The organism is Vibrio sp. dhg (assembly GCF_003443775.1).
GTDB lineage: Bacteria > Pseudomonadota > Gammaproteobacteria > Enterobacterales > Vibrionaceae > Vibrio > Vibrio natriegens.
This window is the reverse complement of sequence record NZ_CP028943.1, coordinates 249,556-267,375: the sequence shown is the minus strand read 5'-3', so window position 1 is coordinate 267,375 and position 17,820 is coordinate 249,556. Positions and strand designations below refer to the sequence as shown.

The following is a 17,820-nucleotide window of genomic DNA, read 5'->3' as shown; positions in this document are numbered from 1 at the left end:
TTGTTTGGTCTCATTCAAAAGCGTGAAAAAGCGGGCGTTTTATATGAAAAGGGTTCAGTAAAATGCGTTTGCTCACAATTTTCTGCACTTAAATCATCATGTTGCAAAGAATTTCGTTACATTTATCTTTTACCCCTTGAATTGGAGCACCTAATGAAATTGGCTGTTAATCCTATTTCCGTCGCGGTTTTGAGCGGAATGTTAACGCTTGCCGGACCAGCAATGGCTGACACGATCAAGCTACGCATCATCGAAACGACTGACATTCACACCAACGTAATGGACTACGACTACTACAAAGACCAGCCGTCTCAGCAAATTGGTCTAAGCCGAGCCGCTACTCTGGTTAAACAAGCTCAATCAGAATCCGTAAACAACGTGTTAGTGGATAATGGTGACCTCATTCAGGGCAGCCCTATGGGTGACTATATGGCGGCAAAAGGAATTAAAGATGGCGAAATTCACCCCGTCTACAAAGCCATGAACCAACTTCATTATGAGGTCGGCAATATCGGTAACCATGAATTCAACTACGGTTTGGACTTTTTGCAAAAAGCGCTCGCAGGTGCCAACTTCCCCTACATCAACGCCAACGTCTTTGATAAAGAAACCGGTGAGCACTTGTTCAAACCTTATCTAATCAAAACCTACACCATGAAAGACACAGATGGTGAAACGCACCAAATCAAGGTCGGGTACATCGGTTTTGTGCCGCCGCAGATCATGGTCTGGGATAAAAAGAACCTGGAAGGAAAAGTCTTCGCCAAAGACATTAAAGAAACCGCTCAGAAGCTTGTCCCTCAAATGAAAGCGGAAGGCGCAGACGTGATTGTGGCCATCCCCCACTCTGGCGTTTCGACAGATCCATATAAGCTCGGGGCAGAAAACTCGGTTTACTACTTAACCCAGGTTGAAGGGATTGATGCGATTGCTTTTGGACACTCTCATGCGGTCTTCCCAGGAAAAGGATTTGAAAACCTACAAGGTGTAGACAATAAGAATGGCACTATTAATGGTGTAACTGCGGTGATGCCAGGCCGCTGGGGAAGTCATGTCGGCGTCATGGACTTGGTCCTAAAACAAAAAGATGACAAATGGCACGTGGTTGACGGGCAATCTGAAGCACGTCCAATCTTTGATAAGGCCAACAAGGCATCTTTGGCAGAAGCTGACCCGGATATCGTAAAGGCATTAGAAGGTGACCATAAAGGAACTCGCGAATTCGTTAATCAACCGATTGGTAAAGCGAATGACGTGATGTACAGCTTCCTGTCTTTGGTTCAGGACGACCCGACGATCCAAATCGTGAATTTAGCGCAAAAAGATTATGTTGAACGATTTATTCAGGGCGACCCGGATTTAGAAGGCATTCCTGTACTCAGTGCAGCTGCACCATTTAAAGCCGGCGGCCGTAAAAACGATCCCAATAACTTTACGGAAGTGGAATCAGGTCAACTGACTTTCCGTAACGCTGCCGATCTGTATTTGTACCCAAATACGCTGGTCGCGCTAAAAGTGAAGGGCAAACAAGTTCAGGAATGGTTAGAGTGTAGCGCTGGTCAGTTTAAGCAGATTGATGTTGCTAACACCCAACCTCAGTCTCTGATTGACTGGGATAATTTCCGTACCTACAACTTCGACGTGATTGATGGGGTTAATTATCAAATCGATGTAACCAAAGCACCTAAATATGATGCAAGCTGTAAAGAGATAAACCCAGAGTCGCAGCGTATTGTGAATCTGACTTTCAACGGCAAACCACTCGATCCTAAACAAGACTTCCTTATCGCCACCAACAACTATCGAGCATACAGCAACACGTTCCCAGGTACAGGGCCAGACTTTATCGCGTTTGACTCACCAGATGAAAACCGTTCGGTCGTGGCGGCTTATATTTCACGAGTCAGTGAAGAACAAGGCGAAGTCACACCAAGTGCAGACAACAACTGGTCATTCGCGCCAATTAAATCGGACAAACCATTGGATATTCGCTTTGAGACTTCACCAAGTGATAAAGCAACGAAGTTCATCAAAGACAAAGCGCAATACCCGATGAAGCAAGTGGCGACCGATGAAATCGGCTTTGCAATCTATCAAATTAATCTGAACCAGTAATCAAGGTTCTATAGCTATTAGCGGCTCTTCAGGGCCGCTTTTTTTATTAAGCGACTTTCTGTTGTTGAGCAAGAAACGTTAGAATGTATCAACGACTTTTAGACTTTTCTCCCCTTGATGCCAAACGACGTATTTTCTGACCTGACTAAAAATGGCTTTTCCGAACAAGAAGCCGCACAACTGATAGAGCATGGGCAAGAACTCGAATTGCCGACCAGACATATTCTCTGCAATCAGGGAGAATTTGGCTCGCATATCTATTTCATTCTCGAGGGACTATGCCATGCTAGCTACCTCACTGAACAAGGTAAGGAATTCAGTAAAGAATTCTATTGGGAAAAAGACTGGGTAATTGGTTTCGAAAGCGTCATCAACAACCAGCCTTCTCTCTATTTATTGGAAACACTCACTGCCTGTCGTTTATTTTGCTTACCTATCGAGACACTTCACCGTTGGCGTTCAGACAAGCATTCTATTTATCTCAAACTGCTGGAAACACAGTTGCTAAATAAAGAGCACAAAGAACGCTTTATGCTGCTTTACTCGCCGGAAGAACGTTATCAGTTGTTCTGCCAGCACTACCCCGATTTAGAACAACGAATTACCGATAGCCAAATTGCCGCCTATCTTGGGATCACAGCCATCAGTTTGAGCCGAATTAAAACGCGGTTAGCAAAAGACAACCAGTAAGCAAAAAACAAAAAAGGCTCTTCAATAGAAGAGCCTTTACTTAAAATTAAATACTTATTTAAGAAGACGAGCTCGGAACTGACGTCCTTTCATCTTACCCGTGCTGATGGTTTGCAGAGCTTTCTTCGCCGCAGACTTCTCTACCGCCACATAAGCACGCATTGGGAACAAATGAATTTTGCCCACTTGAGCTCCCGGAATACCATTTTTCCCGGTTAAACAGCCTAGGATATCGCCCGGACGCACTTTTTGTTTTTTGCCACCGTCGATATTTATCGTCACCATTTTTGCTTGGTAAGGCTGTTGTTTTGATTTCTCTGGCAATGTCGCAGGAAGGATATCCATATCTAAATATTCTTCGATACGTGCAACACGTAAACCATCTTTCTCACCAAAGAAGCTGAACGCCAAACCTTTACTGCCCGCTCGGCCTGTACGACCAATGCGATGCACGTGTACTTCTGGGTCGCGAGACAATTCAAAGTTAAATACTGCATCCAGGTTATCAACATCCAAGCCGCGCGCCGCAACGTCTGTTGCAACCAGAATAGAAACGCTCTTATTCGCGAACTGAACCAAGGCCTGATCGCGCTCACGCTGTTCTAAGTCACCATGAAGATCAATCACACTGAAGCCACGGTGATGCAGCTCATCCGCCACACTCTGCACTTCTTTTTTGGTGTTACAGAATACAACCGCAGATTCAGGTTGATAAGTAAGAAGAAGGTTTGCCAATGCTTCATCACGCGCTTCCGAGCCTTCGACTTTGTAGAAATACTGGGCGATGCTCGAGGTATCGTGTGTCGATTCCACTTTGATCATCTCAGGTGACTGCATGATACGTTGGGCAATTTGCTCGATCTTTTCAGGGAAAGTGGCACTGAAAAGCAACGTTTGACGTTTTTTCGGCGCTGCATCAATGATAGCGTCCAGCGCATCCTGGAAGCCCATGTCTAGCATGCGGTCAGCCTCATCCAGTACCAGCGTATTGAGCTCAGAAAGATCAATTCGGCCTTTCTCAAGGTGATCAAGAATACGCCCAGGAGTACCAACCAGAATATGAGCGCCATGCTCCAGTGAACCAATTTGTGGTCCCATTGGCATACCGCCACACAATGTCAGAACTTTAATGTTGTGGATACCACGCCCTAAAGTGCGGATTTCTTTCGCCACCTGATCGGCCAGTTCACGTGTGGGACATAACACCAAAGACTGCACACGGAATCGCTTCACATTTAGGTTAGATAAAACCCCAAGACCAAACGCAGCGGTTTTGCCCGAGCCAGTTTTACCCTGACCAATCACATCACGCTGGTTCAGGATCGCCGGCAAGCTTAATGCCTGAATTGGCGTCATGTGGGTGTAATTCATTGAATCAAGCGTCGCGAGTAACGCCGGGCTTAGCCCTACGTGGTCAAAAGTTTGTTTGCTCACAGGGGAATATCCTCAGGTGGGATGAAAAAGAGGGCACATTATCGCCAGATTTGTCAGGAAGACCAGTTAAAATTAACCATTGTTAATGAGTATTAGCAGAAAACCGAGTAAAGTCAGTAACACAAAATCAATAACGGAATAGAGAAATGCTTACCTGGATGACTTTGCCTTTCGCTCAACTGACCACACTACAACTCTACGAGCTAATGAGATTACGTGTCGATGTGTTTGTTGTAGAGCAAACCTGCCCATATCCGGAGCTAGATGGCAAAGACACACTGGACGGAGTCTATCACCTGCTCGGCTATCACAATGATGAATTAGTTGCTTGCGCTCGCTTATTACAGGCTGGAACAACCTACGACAACGTCAGTATTGGTCGCGTCGTTACTAAAAAGACGGCTCGCGGCGGGGGTTTAGGTCATAAACTGCTGGAAGAAGCATTAACACAGTGTGAAGCACTTTGGCCGGAACAAACCATCGATATTGGCGCTCAGGAACACCTCATTGAGTACTACTCACGCCACGGTTTTAATGTCATTTCAGACAGCTACCTTGAAGATGGTATTCCACATGTCGACATGCGTAGAGAAGCCGCGACGAAGTAAACCGAGACAATTACCTCCCCGCTATCTTCCAATAAAAAAGACGCGACTTGAGCGCGTCTTTTTTACAACATGTCTTTTAGCCGATATCGCTATTTATTGCGTCCGAAGGTTCCATCAGATAAGCGGAAGAACATAACCGAATGGTCGCCCTTTTCGAGCTGTAACATATCAAGCTGACCATCATCAGAGAACTTAAAGCGAATCAACTGCCCTTGCCTGATATGACTCAGTGGCTTGTCGCTGCCTTCTATTTTGACCAGCGAGCTGAGATCGGCCATAGACAACTGGTTATTGCGGAAGACCTGCGCGAGCGTATCGCCATTCTTCACTTGATACTCTTTCCAATTTTCAGACTTTGGACCGGAGTTCTGGGACGTGCGTTGCTGGCTCAAACTTTGGGTGTTCAAATTAATCGCAACACGTTGATGATCAACAGGCTGAGTTTGCTCAGCTAACTCTTCGGTTTTCTTTGGCATCGGGACAATAAGAATCAAAAGCAGCAGTGGCACCAACACCATCAATGCTCGTTGATGGAATTTAGGTAGACGTTGCCAAAACGCAGTAACTGGCTGTACGCGTTCTAACCACTTAGTTTTGTCGAACGGCTGCTTCCAGTCGATAGCAGCGTATTTTTGTTTGATCAACTCGACGTAGTCGACTTGCTGCTTTTTCTTTCTGCGACGATTCATTGCGATAGACCCCTTAATGCTTACTGCCAGTATAAAAATACCAGCGCGGAGAGTATATGTTTTTCACTCAAGTAAAATGGAATTTGGATTAAATTAGCAGAAAATTCACTTGGAGTAAGAGATAAGTCACACCCTCAATGGTCAGACGAGACAATCTGAGCCAATCATTTAAACCTTAGCTCGAAACTGATATCCTGTGACCTTTAACACTCCTAATAAGAGCGACATTTATGTCTGAAATTAAATTTGAAACTGCAGAACAAAAAGCAAGCTACGGCATTGGTCTGCAAATGGGTCAGCAACTAGCAGGTTCTGGTCTAGAAGGTCTTAGCGTTGATGCAATCGCAGCAGGTATTGCTACTGCACTAGTTGGTGACATGCCAGCAATTGAAATCGACGAAATCAACAAAGCGCTACAAGAGCTACACACTCGCGCTGAAGCAGTTCGTCAAGAAGCAGCTAAAGCTGCAGCAGCTGACGGCGAAGCGTTCCTAAAAGACAACGCTCTACGCCCAGAAGTTAAAGTTCTAGAATCTGGCCTACAGTACGAAGTTATCTCTGAAGGTACTGGCGAAATCCCAACAGCAGACAAATCTGTACGTGTTCACTACCACGGTGAGCTAACAGACGGTACTGTATTTGACAGCTCTGTTTCTCGCGGTCAACCAGCTGAGTTCCCAGTAACGGGCGTAATTAAAGGTTGGGTTGAAGCACTACAACTAATGCCAGTTGGTTCTAAGTGGAAACTATACGTACCACAAGATCTTGCGTACGGTGAGCGTGGCGCAGGTGCTGCAATCCCTCCATTCGCAGCACTAGTATTCGAAGTAGAACTACTAGACATCCTATAATTGAAATTCATTTCAATTACGATTTCTAAAGCGGCGCTCTTGCGCCGCTTTTTTTGTTTAAGTTAAAAGTCGTTGTTCTCTTAAACATAAACTGTCACTCTAACGACCTAATAATTAAAAACACGCTCAACCGTTGGAGGTACTATGCGTAAAACACTCCTAACTCTAGCACTGCTATCGATGAATATCGGCAGTGCACATGCTTTCCTTGATTCAGTAGTAGAAAAAAGTAACGAGAGCGGACTGATGGACATGGTCGGTAAAAGTTTAAGTACAGAGTCTTCACCATTAACTGAATTGCTGACAAGTCAATTACCAGTATCCACTGAACAAGCTGCAGGTGGCAGCAGTGCATTACTAGCGCTGGCACAAAGCCAACTGTCTGGTGAAAATAGCAGTGAGTTAGAGTCCCTTATTCCTGGACTGTCTAGCCTGAGTGGAGCACAAAGCTTGTTAGGTAATGTCGAAAGCCTAAGCGCGGTACAAAGTGCATTTGATACGCTTGGACTTGATGCTTCGATGATTAGCCAGTTTGCGCCAGTTATTCTGCAATACCTAAGCGAACAGGGCGCAAGCACAGGCTTGCTCGACTCTTTAACTGGTTTATGGTCTGGTGAATAAGTAAGAGTTGCGAAGTAATAAGAGCTAAGCGTTGTTATTCAATATTCAGACTAGAGTGAATTTCTTAACGTCACAAAAGTTATAACGCGCTTAGATTTTTACTTATTTGAAAAGTTACAGATACAAAAAAGCCGAGCTAACGCTCGGCTTTTTCGTTCTTACGAACTGATTACTCAGCAGCTTCTTCAGCAGCTGGGCGATCTACAAGCTCAATGTAAGCCATTGGAGCTTTGTCACCAGCACGGAAGCCAGCTTTTAGGATACGAGTGTAACCGCCCTGACGAGCAGCAAAACGTGGACCTAGTTCGTTAAATAGTTTTGCAACTACTTCGTTGTCACGAGTACGTGCAAATGCTAGACGACGGTTAGCAACACTGTCAGTCTTAGCTAGTGTAATCAAAGGCTCAACTACGCGACGTAGCTCTTTTGCTTTTGGCAAAGTAGTCTTGATAACTTCATGACGTACTAGAGAGCTAGCCATGTTGCTGAACATCGCTTTGCGATGTGAGCTGTTGCGGTTGAGTTGACGACCACTCTTACGATGGCGCATGACCTAATCCTTCTAACTAGTATCGATTAATCTTCAGCGATTGATGCAGGTGGCCAGTTTTCTAGGCGCATGCCCAGAGACAGACCACGTGACGCAAGTACGTCTTTAATCTCAGTAAGAGATTTTTTACCAAGGTTAGGCGTTTTAAGTAGCTCTACCTCAGTACGTTGTACTAGATCACCGATGTAGTGAATCGCTTCTGCTTTCAGACAGTTAGCAGAGCGAACTGTTAGTTCAAGATCGTCTACAGGACGCAGTAGGATCGGATCGAATTCTGGCTTCTCTTCCTTCTCCTCAGGAACACGTACATCACGAAGATCTACGAACGCATCCAATTGTTCAGCTAGGATAGTAGCTGCACGACGGATTGCTTCCTCAGGTTCTAGAGTACCGTTTGTTTCCATATCGATAACAAGCTTGTCTAGATCAGTACGCTGTTCTACACGAGCTGCTTCTACAGCGTAGGCAATTTTGTCTACTGGGCTGTAAGTAGCATCTACTAGTAGGCGACCGATTGGACGCTCGTCTTCTTCAGTATGGATACGCGCAGAAGCTGGAATGTAACCACGACCACGTTCTACTTTAATACGCATAGCGATTTCAGCATTGTCATCAGTTAGGTGACAAATAACGTGTTCAGGGTTAGCGATCTCTACATCACCATCATGGGTGATGTCACCTGCAACCACAGGGCCCGAGCCTGATTTGTTCAAAGTAATGAACACTTCATCTTTGCCTTCAGCCACACGCACTGCCAAACCTTTAAGGTTTAGAAGGATTTCAAGAATATCTTCTTGTACGCCTTCTTTAGTGCTGTATTCGTGAAGTACGCCCTCAATCTCTACTTCTGTCACTGCACAACCAGGCATAGAAGATAGAAGAATGCGGCGAAGTGCATTACCCAGAGTATGACCAAAGCCACGCTCTAATGGCTCAAGAGTTACTTTTGCGTGAGTCGAGCTGATTTGTTCGATGTCAACTAGACGTGGCTTAAGAAATTCTGTTACAGAACCCTGCATTGTGTCCTCTCTTTAGTTTAAACCTTACTTAGAGTAAAGCTCGACGATCAATTGTTCGTTGATGTCAGCTGATAGATCAGAACGCTCAGGCATACGCTTGAATGTACCTTCCATCTTGCCACCATCTACTTCAATCCAAGTTGGTTTTTCACGTTGTTCAGCAACTTCTAGAGCAGCTTTAATACGAGATTGCTGTTTAGCTTTCTCGCGGATAGAAACAACGTCATTAGCCGCTACTTTGAAAGAAGGAACGTTTACAACTTTACCGTTTACTAGGATAGCTTTGTGGCTAACTAGCTGACGTGCTTCTGCGCGAGTTGCACCAAAGCCCATGCGGTAAACTACGTTATCAAGACGACCTTCAAGAAGCTGAAGTAGGTTTTCACCAGTGTTGCCTTTCAGGCGAGCAGCTTCTTTGTAGTAGTTACGGAATTGTTTTTCTAGAACGCCGTACATACGACGAACTTTTTGCTTCTCACGAAGCTGAACGCCATACTCAGATAGACGACCGCGACGAGCGCCGTGTACACCTGGTGCGTTATCAATTTTACACTTGGTATCGATCGCGCGAACACCAGACTTAAGGAATAAGTCAGTGCCTTCACGACGGCTAAGCTTCAGCTTAGGACCCAAATATCTTGCCATGATTCTTCTCCAATTGTCCTAGAAACGTTATACGCGACGTTTCTTAGGTGGACGACAACCGTTATGAGGGATTGGTGTAGCATCAACGATGTTTGTGATGCGGAAACCAGCAGCGTTCAGTGCACGAACAGTTGATTCGCGACCTGGACCTGGACCCTTAACCATAACTTCCAAGTTCTTTAGGCCGTATTCTTTAGCCATTTCAGCACAACGCTCAGCAGCAACCTGTGCAGCGAACGGAGTAGACTTACGAGAACCACGGAAACCAGAACCACCTGCAGTAGCCCATGCAAGAGCGTTACCTTGACGGTCAGTAATGGTTACGATTGTGTTATTGAAAGAAGCATGGATGTGCGCAACGCCATCTGCAACTTGCTTGCGTACGCGCTTACGAGCGCGAGTTGGTTGTTTAGCCATTGTACTCTACCTTCCCGATTATTTCTTGATCGGCTTACGCGGACCCTTACGGGTGCGAGCGTTGGTTTTAGTACGCTGTCCACGTAGTGGTAGACTGCGACGATGACGAAGACCACGGTAACAGCCAAGGTCCATAAGACGCTTGATGTTCATAGATACTTCACGACGTAGATCACCTTCTACAGTGTACTTAGCTACACCATCACGCAGTTGATCGATCTGCTCTTCAGTTAGTTCACTGATCTTAACATTTTCAGCAATACCCACTTCAGCTAGGATAGCTTGAGAGCGAGTTTTACCGATGCCGTAGATCGCAGTTAGTGCGATTACAGCATGCTTCTGATCAGGAATGTTAATGCCTGCTATACGGGCCATTATTCACTCCTAAGTGTTTCTATAAAAGAATTAGCCGCAGCAAAGCCCGTTATGGATACGCTGCGGAGTACTACTTCTTTTGCACGCAAAAGGTAGGCCGAGGAATATACTCGACCTAACCTTCGTTTTCAAGTAAAAATTTCTGCTAATTAGCCTTGGCGCTGTTTGTGCTTTGGCTCACTGCAAATCACGCGAACGACACCGTTACGCTTGATTACTTTACAGTTACGGCAGATTTTTTTAACGGAAGCACGAACTTTCATTGCTAAACTCCGTAAATGAAACTGAGTCTACCGCCGGATTAACGGCCGTAGCCTTTCAGATTCGCTTTCTTCAACACAGAATCATACTGTTGAGACATCATATGAGTCTGTACCTGTGCCATAAAGTCCATAATTACAACCACTACGATTAGTAGTGATGTACCGCCGAAGTAGAAACGTACGTTCCACGCGACCATCATGAACTCGGGAATCAGACAGATAAAGGTAATGTACAGTGCACCTGCAAGGGTAAGACGTGTCATCACTTTATCAATGTATTTCGCTGTCTGCTCACCTGGGCGGATGCCGGGTACGAATGCACCTGACTTCTTCAAGTTATCTGCTGTTTCGCGAGGGTTGAAAACCAACGCTGTGTAGAAGAAACAGAAGAAGATAATTGCTGCAGCATAAAGCATTACATACAGCGGTTGACCTGGGCTAAGAGCCAAAGACACGTCAGTTAACCAACCGAACGCGCTGCTCTCACCGTTCTGACCAAACCACTGAGCCAGTGTTCCTGGGAACAGGATAATGCTTGATGCGAAAATCGCTGGAATAACACCTGCCATATTAATTTTAAGTGGCAGATGCGAGCTTTGTGCAGCAAATACTTTACGACCTTGTTGACGCTTCGCGTAGTTAACAACGATTCGACGTTGACCACGCTCCATGAAAACAACGAAGTAAATGACTGCAAAAGACAATACCGCGATTAGCAACAGAAGAAGTACATGCAATTCACCTTGACGCGCTTGCTCGATTGTTTGACCGATTGCAGAAGGCAATCCAGCAACAATACCTGCAAAAATTAGTAACGAAATACCGTTACCAATTCCACGCTCTGTAATTTGTTCACCTAACCACATTAGGAACATGGTGCCGGTTACTAAACTTACGGTAGCAATAAGCGTAAACATGGTTTGGTTGATAACAACCAGATTATCGACCATGTTTGGTAAGCCCGTTGCAATACCTATAGCCTGGAAGGTTGCAAGTACAAGCGTGCCGTAGCGTGTGTATTGGCTTATCTTACGACGGCCTGCTTCACCCTCTTTTTTGAGTTCAGCTAACGCTGGATGAACTACAGTTAGCAATTGGACAACAATAGATGCCGAAATATACGGCATGATGCCCAATGCTAATATAGATGCACGCTCAAGAGCACCACCGGAGAACATGTTAAACATTTCTACGATGGTACCTTTTTGCTGGTCGAACAATTCGGCAAGTACAGCAGCGTCAATACCAGGGATCGGCACAAAAGAGCCTGCTCGGAATACTAAAAGTGCACCAATTACGAATAATAAGCGCGACTTCAGCTCACTTAAGCCGCTCTGAGCACTACGAAAATCTTGTCCTGGTTTCTTAGCCATCTGTACCTCGTTCCTCGAGATTATTCCTCGATTTTACCGCCTGCAGCTTCGATTGCAGCTTTAGCGCCTTTAGTCACACGTAGACCTTTTACAGTCACTGCTTTGTTGATTTCACCAGAAAGAACAACTTTTACGAATTCGATGTTCTTAGTGATGATGTTAGCAGCTTTAAGACTGTTAAGATCAACTACGTCACCAGAAACTTTCGCTAGCTCAGCTAGACGAACTTCAGCAGACACTAGGCTCTTACGAGAAGTGAAACCGAATTTTGGTAGACGTTGTTTCAGAGGCATCTGACCGCCTTCGAAACCTGGACGAACGCTGCCGCCAGAACGTGATTTTTGACCTTTGTGGCCACGGCCACCAGTTTTACCTAGGCCTGAACCGATACCACGACCTACTCGCTTCGCAGAAGTTTTCGCGCCAGCAGCCGGTGCTAGAGTATTCAAACGCATTCTGATTACTCCTCAACTTTAACCATGTAGTAAACCTTGTTGATCATACCGCGTACGCACGGAGTATCTTCAAGTTCTACTGTGTGGTTGATTTTACGAAGACCTAGACCGCGCAAAGTAGCTTTGTGCTTAGGTAGACGACCAATTGAGCTTTTAGTTTGAGTTACTTTAATAGTTGCCATGGTGTTCTTACTCCGAAATAGATTCAACAGTTAGACCACGTTTAGCAGCAACCATTTCTGGTGACTTCATGCTACCTAGTGCATCGATCGTAGCACGAACGATGTTGATAGGGTTCGTAGAACCGTATGCTTTAGATAGTACGTTGTGTACACCAGCAACTTCTAGTACTGCACGCATCGCACCACCTGCGATAACACCAGTACCTTCTGCAGCAGGCTGCATGTAAACTTTAGAGCCCGAGTGGCGACCTTTCACTGGGTGGTGAAGAGTGCCTTCGTTTAGAGCGATCGTAGTCATGTTACGACGCGCTTTTTCCATTGCTTTTTGAATCGCTGCAGGTACTTCACGAGCTTTGCCGTAACCGAAACCTACACGACCATTACCGTCACCAACTACTGTTAGTGCAGTGAAGCTCATGATTCGACCACCTTTAACCGTTTTAGAAACACGGTTAACTGCGATTAATTTTTCTTGCAAATCATTCGCTTGAACTTGTTGTTCTTTAGCCATCTTCCAACCCTACCTTAGAATTTCAGACCAGCTTCGCGAGCAGATTCTGCTAGCGCCGCTACTCGACCGTGGTATTGGAAACCAGAACGATCAAATGCAACTGCAGTTACGCCTTTTTCAAGAGCGCGCTCTGCAACAGCTTTACCTACTGCTTTAGCTGCATCAACGTTACCAGTGTATTTCACTTGCTCACGGATCGCTTTTTCTACAGTAGAAGCTGCTGCGATAACCTCAGAGCCATTAGCCGCGATAACCTGTGCGTACACGTGACGAGGAGTACGGTGTACAACTAGGCGAGTCGCACCCAGTTCTGCAATCTTACGACGTGCACGTGTAGCACGACGGATGCGAGATGCTTTCTTATCCATAGTGTTACCTTACTTCTTCTTAGCTTCTTTAGTACGCACATTTTCATCTGCGTAACGAACACCTTTACCTTTGTAAGGCTCAGGTTGACGGTAAGAACGAATGTCAGCCGCAACTTGACCAACTAGTTGCTTGTCAGCACCAGTGATCACAATTTCAGTTTGGCTTGGACATTCAGCTTTAATACCCGCTGGCAACTCGTGCTCAACTGGGTGTGAGAAGCCTAGTGTTAGACCTACAGCGTTGCCTTTGATAGCAGCACGGTAACCAACACCTTTAAGAGTTAGCTTCTTAGTAAAGCCTTCAGTAACACCAACAACCATGTTGTTTACTAGTGCACGAGCAGTACCTGCTTGTGCCCAAGCGTTAACAACACCTTCTTTAGGACCGAAAGTTAGGTTGTTTTCTTCCTGAGCGATAACAACTGCATCGTTAAGAACGCGAGTTAGTTCGCCTTTAGCACCTTTTACAGTGATTTCTTGGCCGTTTAGTTTCACCTCTACGCCAGCTGGAATAGCGACAGGTGCTTTTGCAACACGAGACATAGTCTACTCCTTATTAAGCTACGTAGCAGATGATTTCACCACCAAGACCTGCTTTACGTGCAGCGCGGTCTGACATAAGACCCTTGGAAGTAGAAACGATAGCAATACCAAGACCACCCATTACAGAAGGAAGTTGATCTTTCTTCTTGTAAACACGTAGACCTGGACGAGAAACACGTTTAAGTTGCTCGATTACTGGTTTAGCTTGGAAGTACTTAAGTGTAACTTCTAGCTCAGGTTTTGCTTCGCCTTCAACAGCGAAGTCAACGATGTAACCTTCAGCTTTTAGTAGTGCAGCAATTGCAACTTTAAGCTTTGAAGAAGGCATTTTTACAGCAACTTTGTTTGCTGCCTGACCGTTACGAACGCGGGTCAGCATATCCGAAATCGGATCTTGCATGCTCATATGATTTACTCCAAATGATTAAGTGGCAATTACCAGCTAGCCTTACGAAGACCCGGAATCTCGCCTTTCATGCAAGCTTCACGAACCTTAATACGGCTTAGACCGAACTTACGTAGGTAACCGTGTGGACGACCAGTTTGGTTGCAACGGTTGCGCTGACGTGATGCACTTGAATCACGTGGAAGAGATTGCAATTTAAGAACTGCATTCCAACGATCTTCTTCAGATGCGTTTACATCGCTAATGATAGCTTTTAGCGCTGAACGCTTTTCAGCGAACTTAGCTACTAGCTTTGCACGTTTTGCTTCACGTGCTTTCATTGAATTTTTAGCCATAACAGTAACCCTTCACCTTACTTACGGAATGGGAAGTTAAAGGCAGCCAGCAGAGCACGGCCTTCCTCATCAGTACCAGCAGACGTCGTAATAGTGATGTCTAGACCGCGTACTCGATCAACTTTATCAAAGTCGATTTCCGGGAAGATGATTTGCTCGCGAACGCCCATGCTGTAGTTACCGCGTCCGTCAAAAGACTTAGCGCTAACGCCACGGAAGTCACGTACACGTGGAAGAGCGATGTTAATTAAACGCTCAAGAAAATCCCACATACGTTCGCCACGCAAGGTTACTTTACAACCGATAGGGTAGCCTTCACGGATTTTGAAACCTGCAACAGATTTGCGCGCTTTTGTGATAAGTGGCTTTTGACCAGAGATCGTTGCCATATCAGACGCTGCATTTTCTAGCAGTTTCTTATCGTTGATTGCTTCACCAACACCCATGTTTAGGGTGATTTTCTCGATTCTAGGGACTTGCATGACGCTTGTGTAGCTAAACTGTTTGGTCAGTTCAGCGACTACAGACGACTTGTAGTAATCATGCAGTTTCGCCATAGTAGAACTCCAAATTACTTCTAATTAGTTAGAAACGGTTTCGCCGTTAGACTTAAAGAAACGAACTTTCTTACCATCTTCAAAACGGAAACCGATACGGTCAGCTTTACCAGTAGCTGCGTTAAAGATTGCAACGTTAGAAGCATCAATTGCTGCTTCTTGTTCAACGATGCCACCTTGTTGACCTAGAGCCGGAACCGGCTTTTGGTGCTTCTTAACAAGGTTGATACCTTCAACGATAACTTTACCGGTTGCTAGAACCTTAGTTACTTTACCTTTCTTGCCTTTGTCTTTACCAGCAAGAACGATTACTTCGTCGTTACGACGGATTTTAGCTGCCATTTCTACGTGCTCCTTACAGAACTTCTGGAGCCAGTGAAACGATCTTCATGAACTTATCGCCACGAAGTTCGCGTGTCACAGGACCAAAGATACGTGTACCGATTGGTTGCTCTGTATTGTCGTTCAACAATACGCAAGCATTTCGGTCGAAGCGAATGACAGAACCGTCAGGACGACGTACGCCTTTACGGGTGCGCACTACCACCGCCTTCAGAACATCACCTTTTTTTACTTTACCGCGAGGAATTGCTTCCTTCACAGTAACTTTGATGACGTCACCGATATGTGCATAACGGCGGTGAGAGCCACCCAGAACCTTAATACACATTACGCTGCGTGCGCCTGAGTTATCAGCTGCGTCCAGCATACTTTGCATTTGGATCATGTTAGTGCTCCGCTAAATATTAATAACTAGACCCATCACGGGTCGGGCTGCCTCTTTAAAAGGGACGCGAATTGTACCACCCTTTTTTGTGATTGGGTAGTCAAAAAATAAACGGCTCCAAAAAATATTTTGGAGCCGCTTTAGTTTCATAGAATTAACGAGATTAAATCTTCGCCTTTTCTAGAACTTTTACCAAAGTCCAAGACTTAGTCTTAGACAGTGGACGACACTCTGCGATTTCAACTGTGTCGCCTAGGCCACACTCGTTGTTCTCGTCATGTGCGTGTACTTTAGTCGTACGTTTAACGTATTTACCGTAGATAGGGTGTTTTACGAAACGCTCGATAGCAACAGTGATAGACTTGTCCATCTTATCGCTAACAACACGACCTTGTTGAGTACGTTTTACTTCGCTCATTATGCGCCTGCCTTCTCAGTCAAAACAGTTTTCACACGTGCGATATCACGGCGTACAGCTTTCAGAGTATGAGTTTGCTGTAGTTGACCAGTTGCAGCTTGCATGCGCAAGTTGAACTGTTCACGTAGCAAATTCATTAGCTCAGCGTTAAGCTCTTCAACGCTTTTCTCGCGTAGATCTTGTGCTTTCATCACATCACCTGCTTAGTTACAAATGTAGTTTTGAAAGGCAGTTTACGTGCCGCAAGACGGAACGCTTCACGTGCCAATTCTTCAGGTACACCACCCATTTCGTACATAACCTTACCAGGTTGGATTTGGGCTACCCAGTACTCAACGTTACCTTTACCCTTACCTTGACGAACTTCAAGTGGTTTTTCTGTGATTGGTTTGTCTGGGAACACACGGATCCAGATTTTACCTTGACGCTTAACGTGACGTGTCATTGCACGACGTGCCGCTTCGATTTGACGAGCAGTTAGACGACCACGGCCAACAGCTTTAAGACCGAATTCGCCGAAGCTTACATCAGTACCTTTAGCTAGACCACGGTTACGACCAGTCTGAACCTTACGGAACTTAGTACGTTTAGGTTGTAGCATCTGTCGACTCCTTACTTACGGCCTTTACGCTGCTTCTTAGGCTTGTCGCCTTTAGGCTCTACAGCGTTAGCTGCTGGCATACCACCTAGGATCTCACCTTTGAAGATCCAAGTTTTAATGCCGATCACACCGTATTGAGTGTGAGCCGAAGAAGTTGCGTAATCAATGTCAGCACGTAGAGTGTGTAGAGGCACACGGCCTTCACGGTACCACTCAGAACGTGCGATTTCAGCGCCGCCTAGACGACCACTTACTTCCACTTTGATACCTTTAGCGCCTAGACGCATTGCGTTTTGTACCGCGCGCTTCATAGCACGACGGAACATAACACGACGCTCTAGCTGAGACGCGATGCTGTCACCAACAAGTTGCGCATCTAGTTCAGGCTTACGTACTTCAGCGATGTTAATTTGCGCTGGTACACCTGCAATTTTAGCTACAGCTGCGCGTAGCTTCTCTACGTCTTCACCTTTCTTACCGATAACAACGCCTGGACGAGCAGTGTGAATAGTCACACGGATGCTCTTAGCAGGACGCTCGATAACGATACGTGATAGAGACGCTTTTTTCAGTTCACCTGTAAGGAACTGACGTACCTTGAAGTCGCCGTCTAGGTTGTCAGCGAAATCTTTGGTGTTAGCAAACCATGTAGCATTCCAAGGCTTAACGATGCCTAGACGAATACCATTAGGATGTACTTTTTGACCCATTGCTTACTCTCCTAGTCTCTAGCGATCTGCTACAACAACAGTGATGTGGCTTGAACGCTTCAAGATACGATCCGCACGACCTTTAGCACGAGGCATAATACGCTTCATGGTTGGGCCTTCATCTACAAAGATTTTTGCGACATTCAGATCGTCAATATCTGCACCTTCGTTGTGCTCCGCGTTAGCGATAGCAGACTCAAGAACTTTCTTAACTAGTTCAGCAGCTTTTTTGTTGCTGAAAGTTAGAATTTCTAGAGCTTGGTCAACAGATTTACCACGGATTTGATCCGCAACTAAGCGAGCTTTCTGAGGCGAAATGCGAGCAAAGTTATGTTTAGCAATTGCTTCCATTATCTA

Annotated in this window: 29 protein-coding genes; 5 read left to right on the top strand and 24 right to left on the bottom strand. The window is 45.5% G+C overall.

What is annotated here, in order from left to right; genetic code table 11:
- The first annotated feature begins 153 nt into the window (after positions 1-153).
- Both DBX26_RS01320 and DBX26_RS01315 read left to right on the top strand, forming a co-directional pair.
- Positions 154-2,115, top strand: coding sequence for a bifunctional 2',3'-cyclic-nucleotide 2'-phosphodiesterase/3'-nucleotidase (locus DBX26_RS01320; protein ID WP_162889653.1), 1,962 nt, complete (start codon positions 154-156; stop codon positions 2,113-2,115).
- A gap of 117 nt (positions 2,116-2,232) precedes the next feature.
- Positions 2,233-2,805, top strand: a complete 573-nt coding sequence (locus tag DBX26_RS01315; protein ID WP_020335809.1) for a Crp/Fnr family transcriptional regulator — start codon at positions 2,233-2,235, stop codon at positions 2,803-2,805.
- A gap of 54 nt (positions 2,806-2,859) precedes the next feature.
- Here the strand turns inward: DBX26_RS01315 and dbpA are convergent, their stop codons facing one another.
- A complete protein-coding gene (gene dbpA / locus DBX26_RS01310) occupies positions 2,860-4,239 on the bottom strand; it encodes an ATP-dependent RNA helicase DbpA (protein ID WP_020335808.1) in 1,380 nt (459 codons plus the stop codon).
- Positions 4,240-4,385: 146 nt separating this feature from the next.
- Between dbpA and DBX26_RS01305 the strand changes: the two genes are divergently transcribed.
- On the top strand, positions 4,386-4,847 hold the full coding sequence (locus DBX26_RS01305) for a GNAT family N-acetyltransferase (protein ID WP_118117609.1): 462 nt from the start codon (positions 4,386-4,388) through the stop codon (positions 4,845-4,847).
- Positions 4,848-4,936: 89 nt separating this feature from the next.
- Here DBX26_RS01305 and DBX26_RS01300 read toward each other — a convergent pair whose 3' ends face one another.
- Positions 4,937-5,536, bottom strand: coding sequence for a LysM-like peptidoglycan-binding domain-containing protein (locus DBX26_RS01300; RefSeq protein WP_118117607.1), 600 nt, complete (start codon positions 5,534-5,536; stop codon positions 4,937-4,939).
- Between the two features lie 230 nt (positions 5,537-5,766).
- Between DBX26_RS01300 and DBX26_RS01295 the strand changes: the two genes are divergently transcribed.
- On the top strand, positions 5,767-6,387 hold the full coding sequence (locus DBX26_RS01295) for an FKBP-type peptidyl-prolyl cis-trans isomerase (protein WP_014230674.1): 621 nt from the start codon (positions 5,767-5,769) through the stop codon (positions 6,385-6,387).
- 144 nt (positions 6,388-6,531) lie between these two features.
- The gene (locus DBX26_RS01290; protein WP_014230673.1) at positions 6,532-7,008 is read left to right on the top strand and encodes a DUF2780 domain-containing protein; all 477 of its coding nucleotides are present in this window, start codon (positions 6,532-6,534) and stop codon (positions 7,006-7,008) included.
- A 169-nt stretch (positions 7,009-7,177) separates the two neighbouring features.
- Here the strand turns inward: DBX26_RS01290 and rplQ are convergent, their stop codons facing one another.
- From rplQ to rplV, 22 genes are all read right to left on the bottom strand, one after another.
- Positions 7,178-7,558: a 50S ribosomal protein L17 gene (gene rplQ / locus DBX26_RS01285; protein ID WP_005383141.1), complete on the bottom strand. Its 381-nt coding sequence runs from the start codon at positions 7,556-7,558 to the stop codon at positions 7,178-7,180.
- A 26-nt stretch (positions 7,559-7,584) separates the two neighbouring features.
- Positions 7,585-8,577 carry a DNA-directed RNA polymerase subunit alpha gene (rpoA, locus tag DBX26_RS01280; RefSeq protein WP_014230672.1) on the bottom strand — a complete coding sequence of 331 codons (993 nt, stop codon included), beginning with the start codon at positions 8,575-8,577 and terminating at the stop codon, positions 7,585-7,587.
- Positions 8,578-8,601: 24 nt separating this feature from the next.
- Positions 8,602-9,222, bottom strand: coding sequence for a 30S ribosomal protein S4 (gene rpsD, locus DBX26_RS01275; protein ID WP_014230671.1), 621 nt, complete (start codon positions 9,220-9,222; stop codon positions 8,602-8,604).
- 27 nt (positions 9,223-9,249) lie between these two features.
- A complete protein-coding gene (gene rpsK / locus DBX26_RS01270; RefSeq protein ID WP_001118870.1) occupies positions 9,250-9,639 on the bottom strand; it encodes a 30S ribosomal protein S11 in 390 nt (129 codons plus the stop codon).
- Between the two features lie 18 nt (positions 9,640-9,657).
- Complete coding sequence (gene rpsM, locus DBX26_RS01265; protein ID WP_005383154.1) at positions 9,658-10,014, bottom strand: 30S ribosomal protein S13; 357 nt, start codon at positions 10,012-10,014, stop codon at positions 9,658-9,660.
- A 149-nt stretch (positions 10,015-10,163) separates the two neighbouring features.
- Positions 10,164-10,277: a 50S ribosomal protein L36 gene (gene rpmJ, locus DBX26_RS01260; RefSeq protein ID WP_000868186.1), complete on the bottom strand. Its 114-nt coding sequence runs from the start codon at positions 10,275-10,277 to the stop codon at positions 10,164-10,166.
- Positions 10,278-10,315: 38 nt separating this feature from the next.
- A complete protein-coding gene (gene secY, locus DBX26_RS01255) occupies positions 10,316-11,650 on the bottom strand; it encodes a preprotein translocase subunit SecY (protein WP_014230670.1) in 1,335 nt (444 codons plus the stop codon).
- Positions 11,651-11,670: 20 nt separating this feature from the next.
- Entirely contained in the window at positions 11,671-12,105 is a 435-nt protein-coding gene (gene rplO / locus DBX26_RS01250; protein WP_005383155.1) for a 50S ribosomal protein L15, read from the bottom strand.
- 5 nt (positions 12,106-12,110) lie between these two features.
- A complete protein-coding gene (rpmD, locus tag DBX26_RS01245) occupies positions 12,111-12,287 on the bottom strand; it encodes a 50S ribosomal protein L30 (RefSeq protein WP_000201159.1) in 177 nt (58 codons plus the stop codon).
- 7 nt (positions 12,288-12,294) lie between these two features.
- On the bottom strand, positions 12,295-12,798 hold the full coding sequence (gene rpsE / locus DBX26_RS01240) for a 30S ribosomal protein S5 (protein WP_004745894.1): 504 nt from the start codon (positions 12,796-12,798) through the stop codon (positions 12,295-12,297).
- Between the two features lie 14 nt (positions 12,799-12,812).
- On the bottom strand, positions 12,813-13,166 hold the full coding sequence (gene rplR / locus DBX26_RS01235; protein ID WP_005435088.1) for a 50S ribosomal protein L18: 354 nt from the start codon (positions 13,164-13,166) through the stop codon (positions 12,813-12,815).
- A 9-nt stretch (positions 13,167-13,175) separates the two neighbouring features.
- Positions 13,176-13,709 carry a 50S ribosomal protein L6 gene (rplF, locus tag DBX26_RS01230; RefSeq protein WP_014230669.1) on the bottom strand — a complete coding sequence of 178 codons (534 nt, stop codon included), beginning with the start codon at positions 13,707-13,709 and terminating at the stop codon, positions 13,176-13,178.
- Between the two features lie 13 nt (positions 13,710-13,722).
- Positions 13,723-14,115, bottom strand: coding sequence for a 30S ribosomal protein S8 (rpsH, locus tag DBX26_RS01225; RefSeq protein WP_005450567.1), 393 nt, complete (start codon positions 14,113-14,115; stop codon positions 13,723-13,725).
- Positions 14,116-14,144: 29 nt separating this feature from the next.
- Positions 14,145-14,450 (bottom strand): 30S ribosomal protein S14, encoded by a 306-nt coding sequence (rpsN, locus tag DBX26_RS01220; RefSeq protein ID WP_004745888.1) that lies wholly within the window; start codon positions 14,448-14,450, stop codon positions 14,145-14,147.
- 17 nt (positions 14,451-14,467) lie between these two features.
- Entirely contained in the window at positions 14,468-15,007 is a 540-nt protein-coding gene (rplE, locus tag DBX26_RS01215; RefSeq protein ID WP_005455660.1) for a 50S ribosomal protein L5, read from the bottom strand.
- A gap of 24 nt (positions 15,008-15,031) precedes the next feature.
- Positions 15,032-15,349 (bottom strand): 50S ribosomal protein L24, encoded by a 318-nt coding sequence (rplX, locus tag DBX26_RS01210; protein WP_014230668.1) that lies wholly within the window; start codon positions 15,347-15,349, stop codon positions 15,032-15,034.
- Between the two features lie 13 nt (positions 15,350-15,362).
- Complete coding sequence (gene rplN, locus DBX26_RS01205; protein WP_004410450.1) at positions 15,363-15,734, bottom strand: 50S ribosomal protein L14; 372 nt, start codon at positions 15,732-15,734, stop codon at positions 15,363-15,365.
- 163 nt (positions 15,735-15,897) lie between these two features.
- Complete coding sequence (gene rpsQ, locus DBX26_RS01200; RefSeq protein ID WP_005379575.1) at positions 15,898-16,152, bottom strand: 30S ribosomal protein S17; 255 nt, start codon at positions 16,150-16,152, stop codon at positions 15,898-15,900.
- Positions 16,152-16,343: a 50S ribosomal protein L29 gene (gene rpmC / locus DBX26_RS01195; RefSeq protein WP_005379576.1), complete on the bottom strand. Its 192-nt coding sequence runs from the start codon at positions 16,341-16,343 to the stop codon at positions 16,152-16,154. The genes rpsQ and rpmC overlap by 1 nt, the downstream gene beginning before the upstream one ends.
- Positions 16,343-16,753 carry a 50S ribosomal protein L16 gene (gene rplP, locus DBX26_RS01190; RefSeq protein ID WP_005379577.1) on the bottom strand — a complete coding sequence of 137 codons (411 nt, stop codon included), beginning with the start codon at positions 16,751-16,753 and terminating at the stop codon, positions 16,343-16,345. The genes rpmC and rplP overlap by 1 nt, the downstream gene beginning before the upstream one ends.
- Positions 16,754-16,764: 11 nt before the next feature.
- Positions 16,765-17,463: a 30S ribosomal protein S3 gene (gene rpsC, locus DBX26_RS01185; protein ID WP_014230667.1), complete on the bottom strand. Its 699-nt coding sequence runs from the start codon at positions 17,461-17,463 to the stop codon at positions 16,765-16,767.
- 18 nt (positions 17,464-17,481) lie between these two features.
- Positions 17,482-17,814 (bottom strand): 50S ribosomal protein L22, encoded by a 333-nt coding sequence (gene rplV / locus DBX26_RS01180; protein WP_014230666.1) that lies wholly within the window; start codon positions 17,812-17,814, stop codon positions 17,482-17,484.
- Positions 17,815-17,820: the final 6 nt, after the last annotated feature.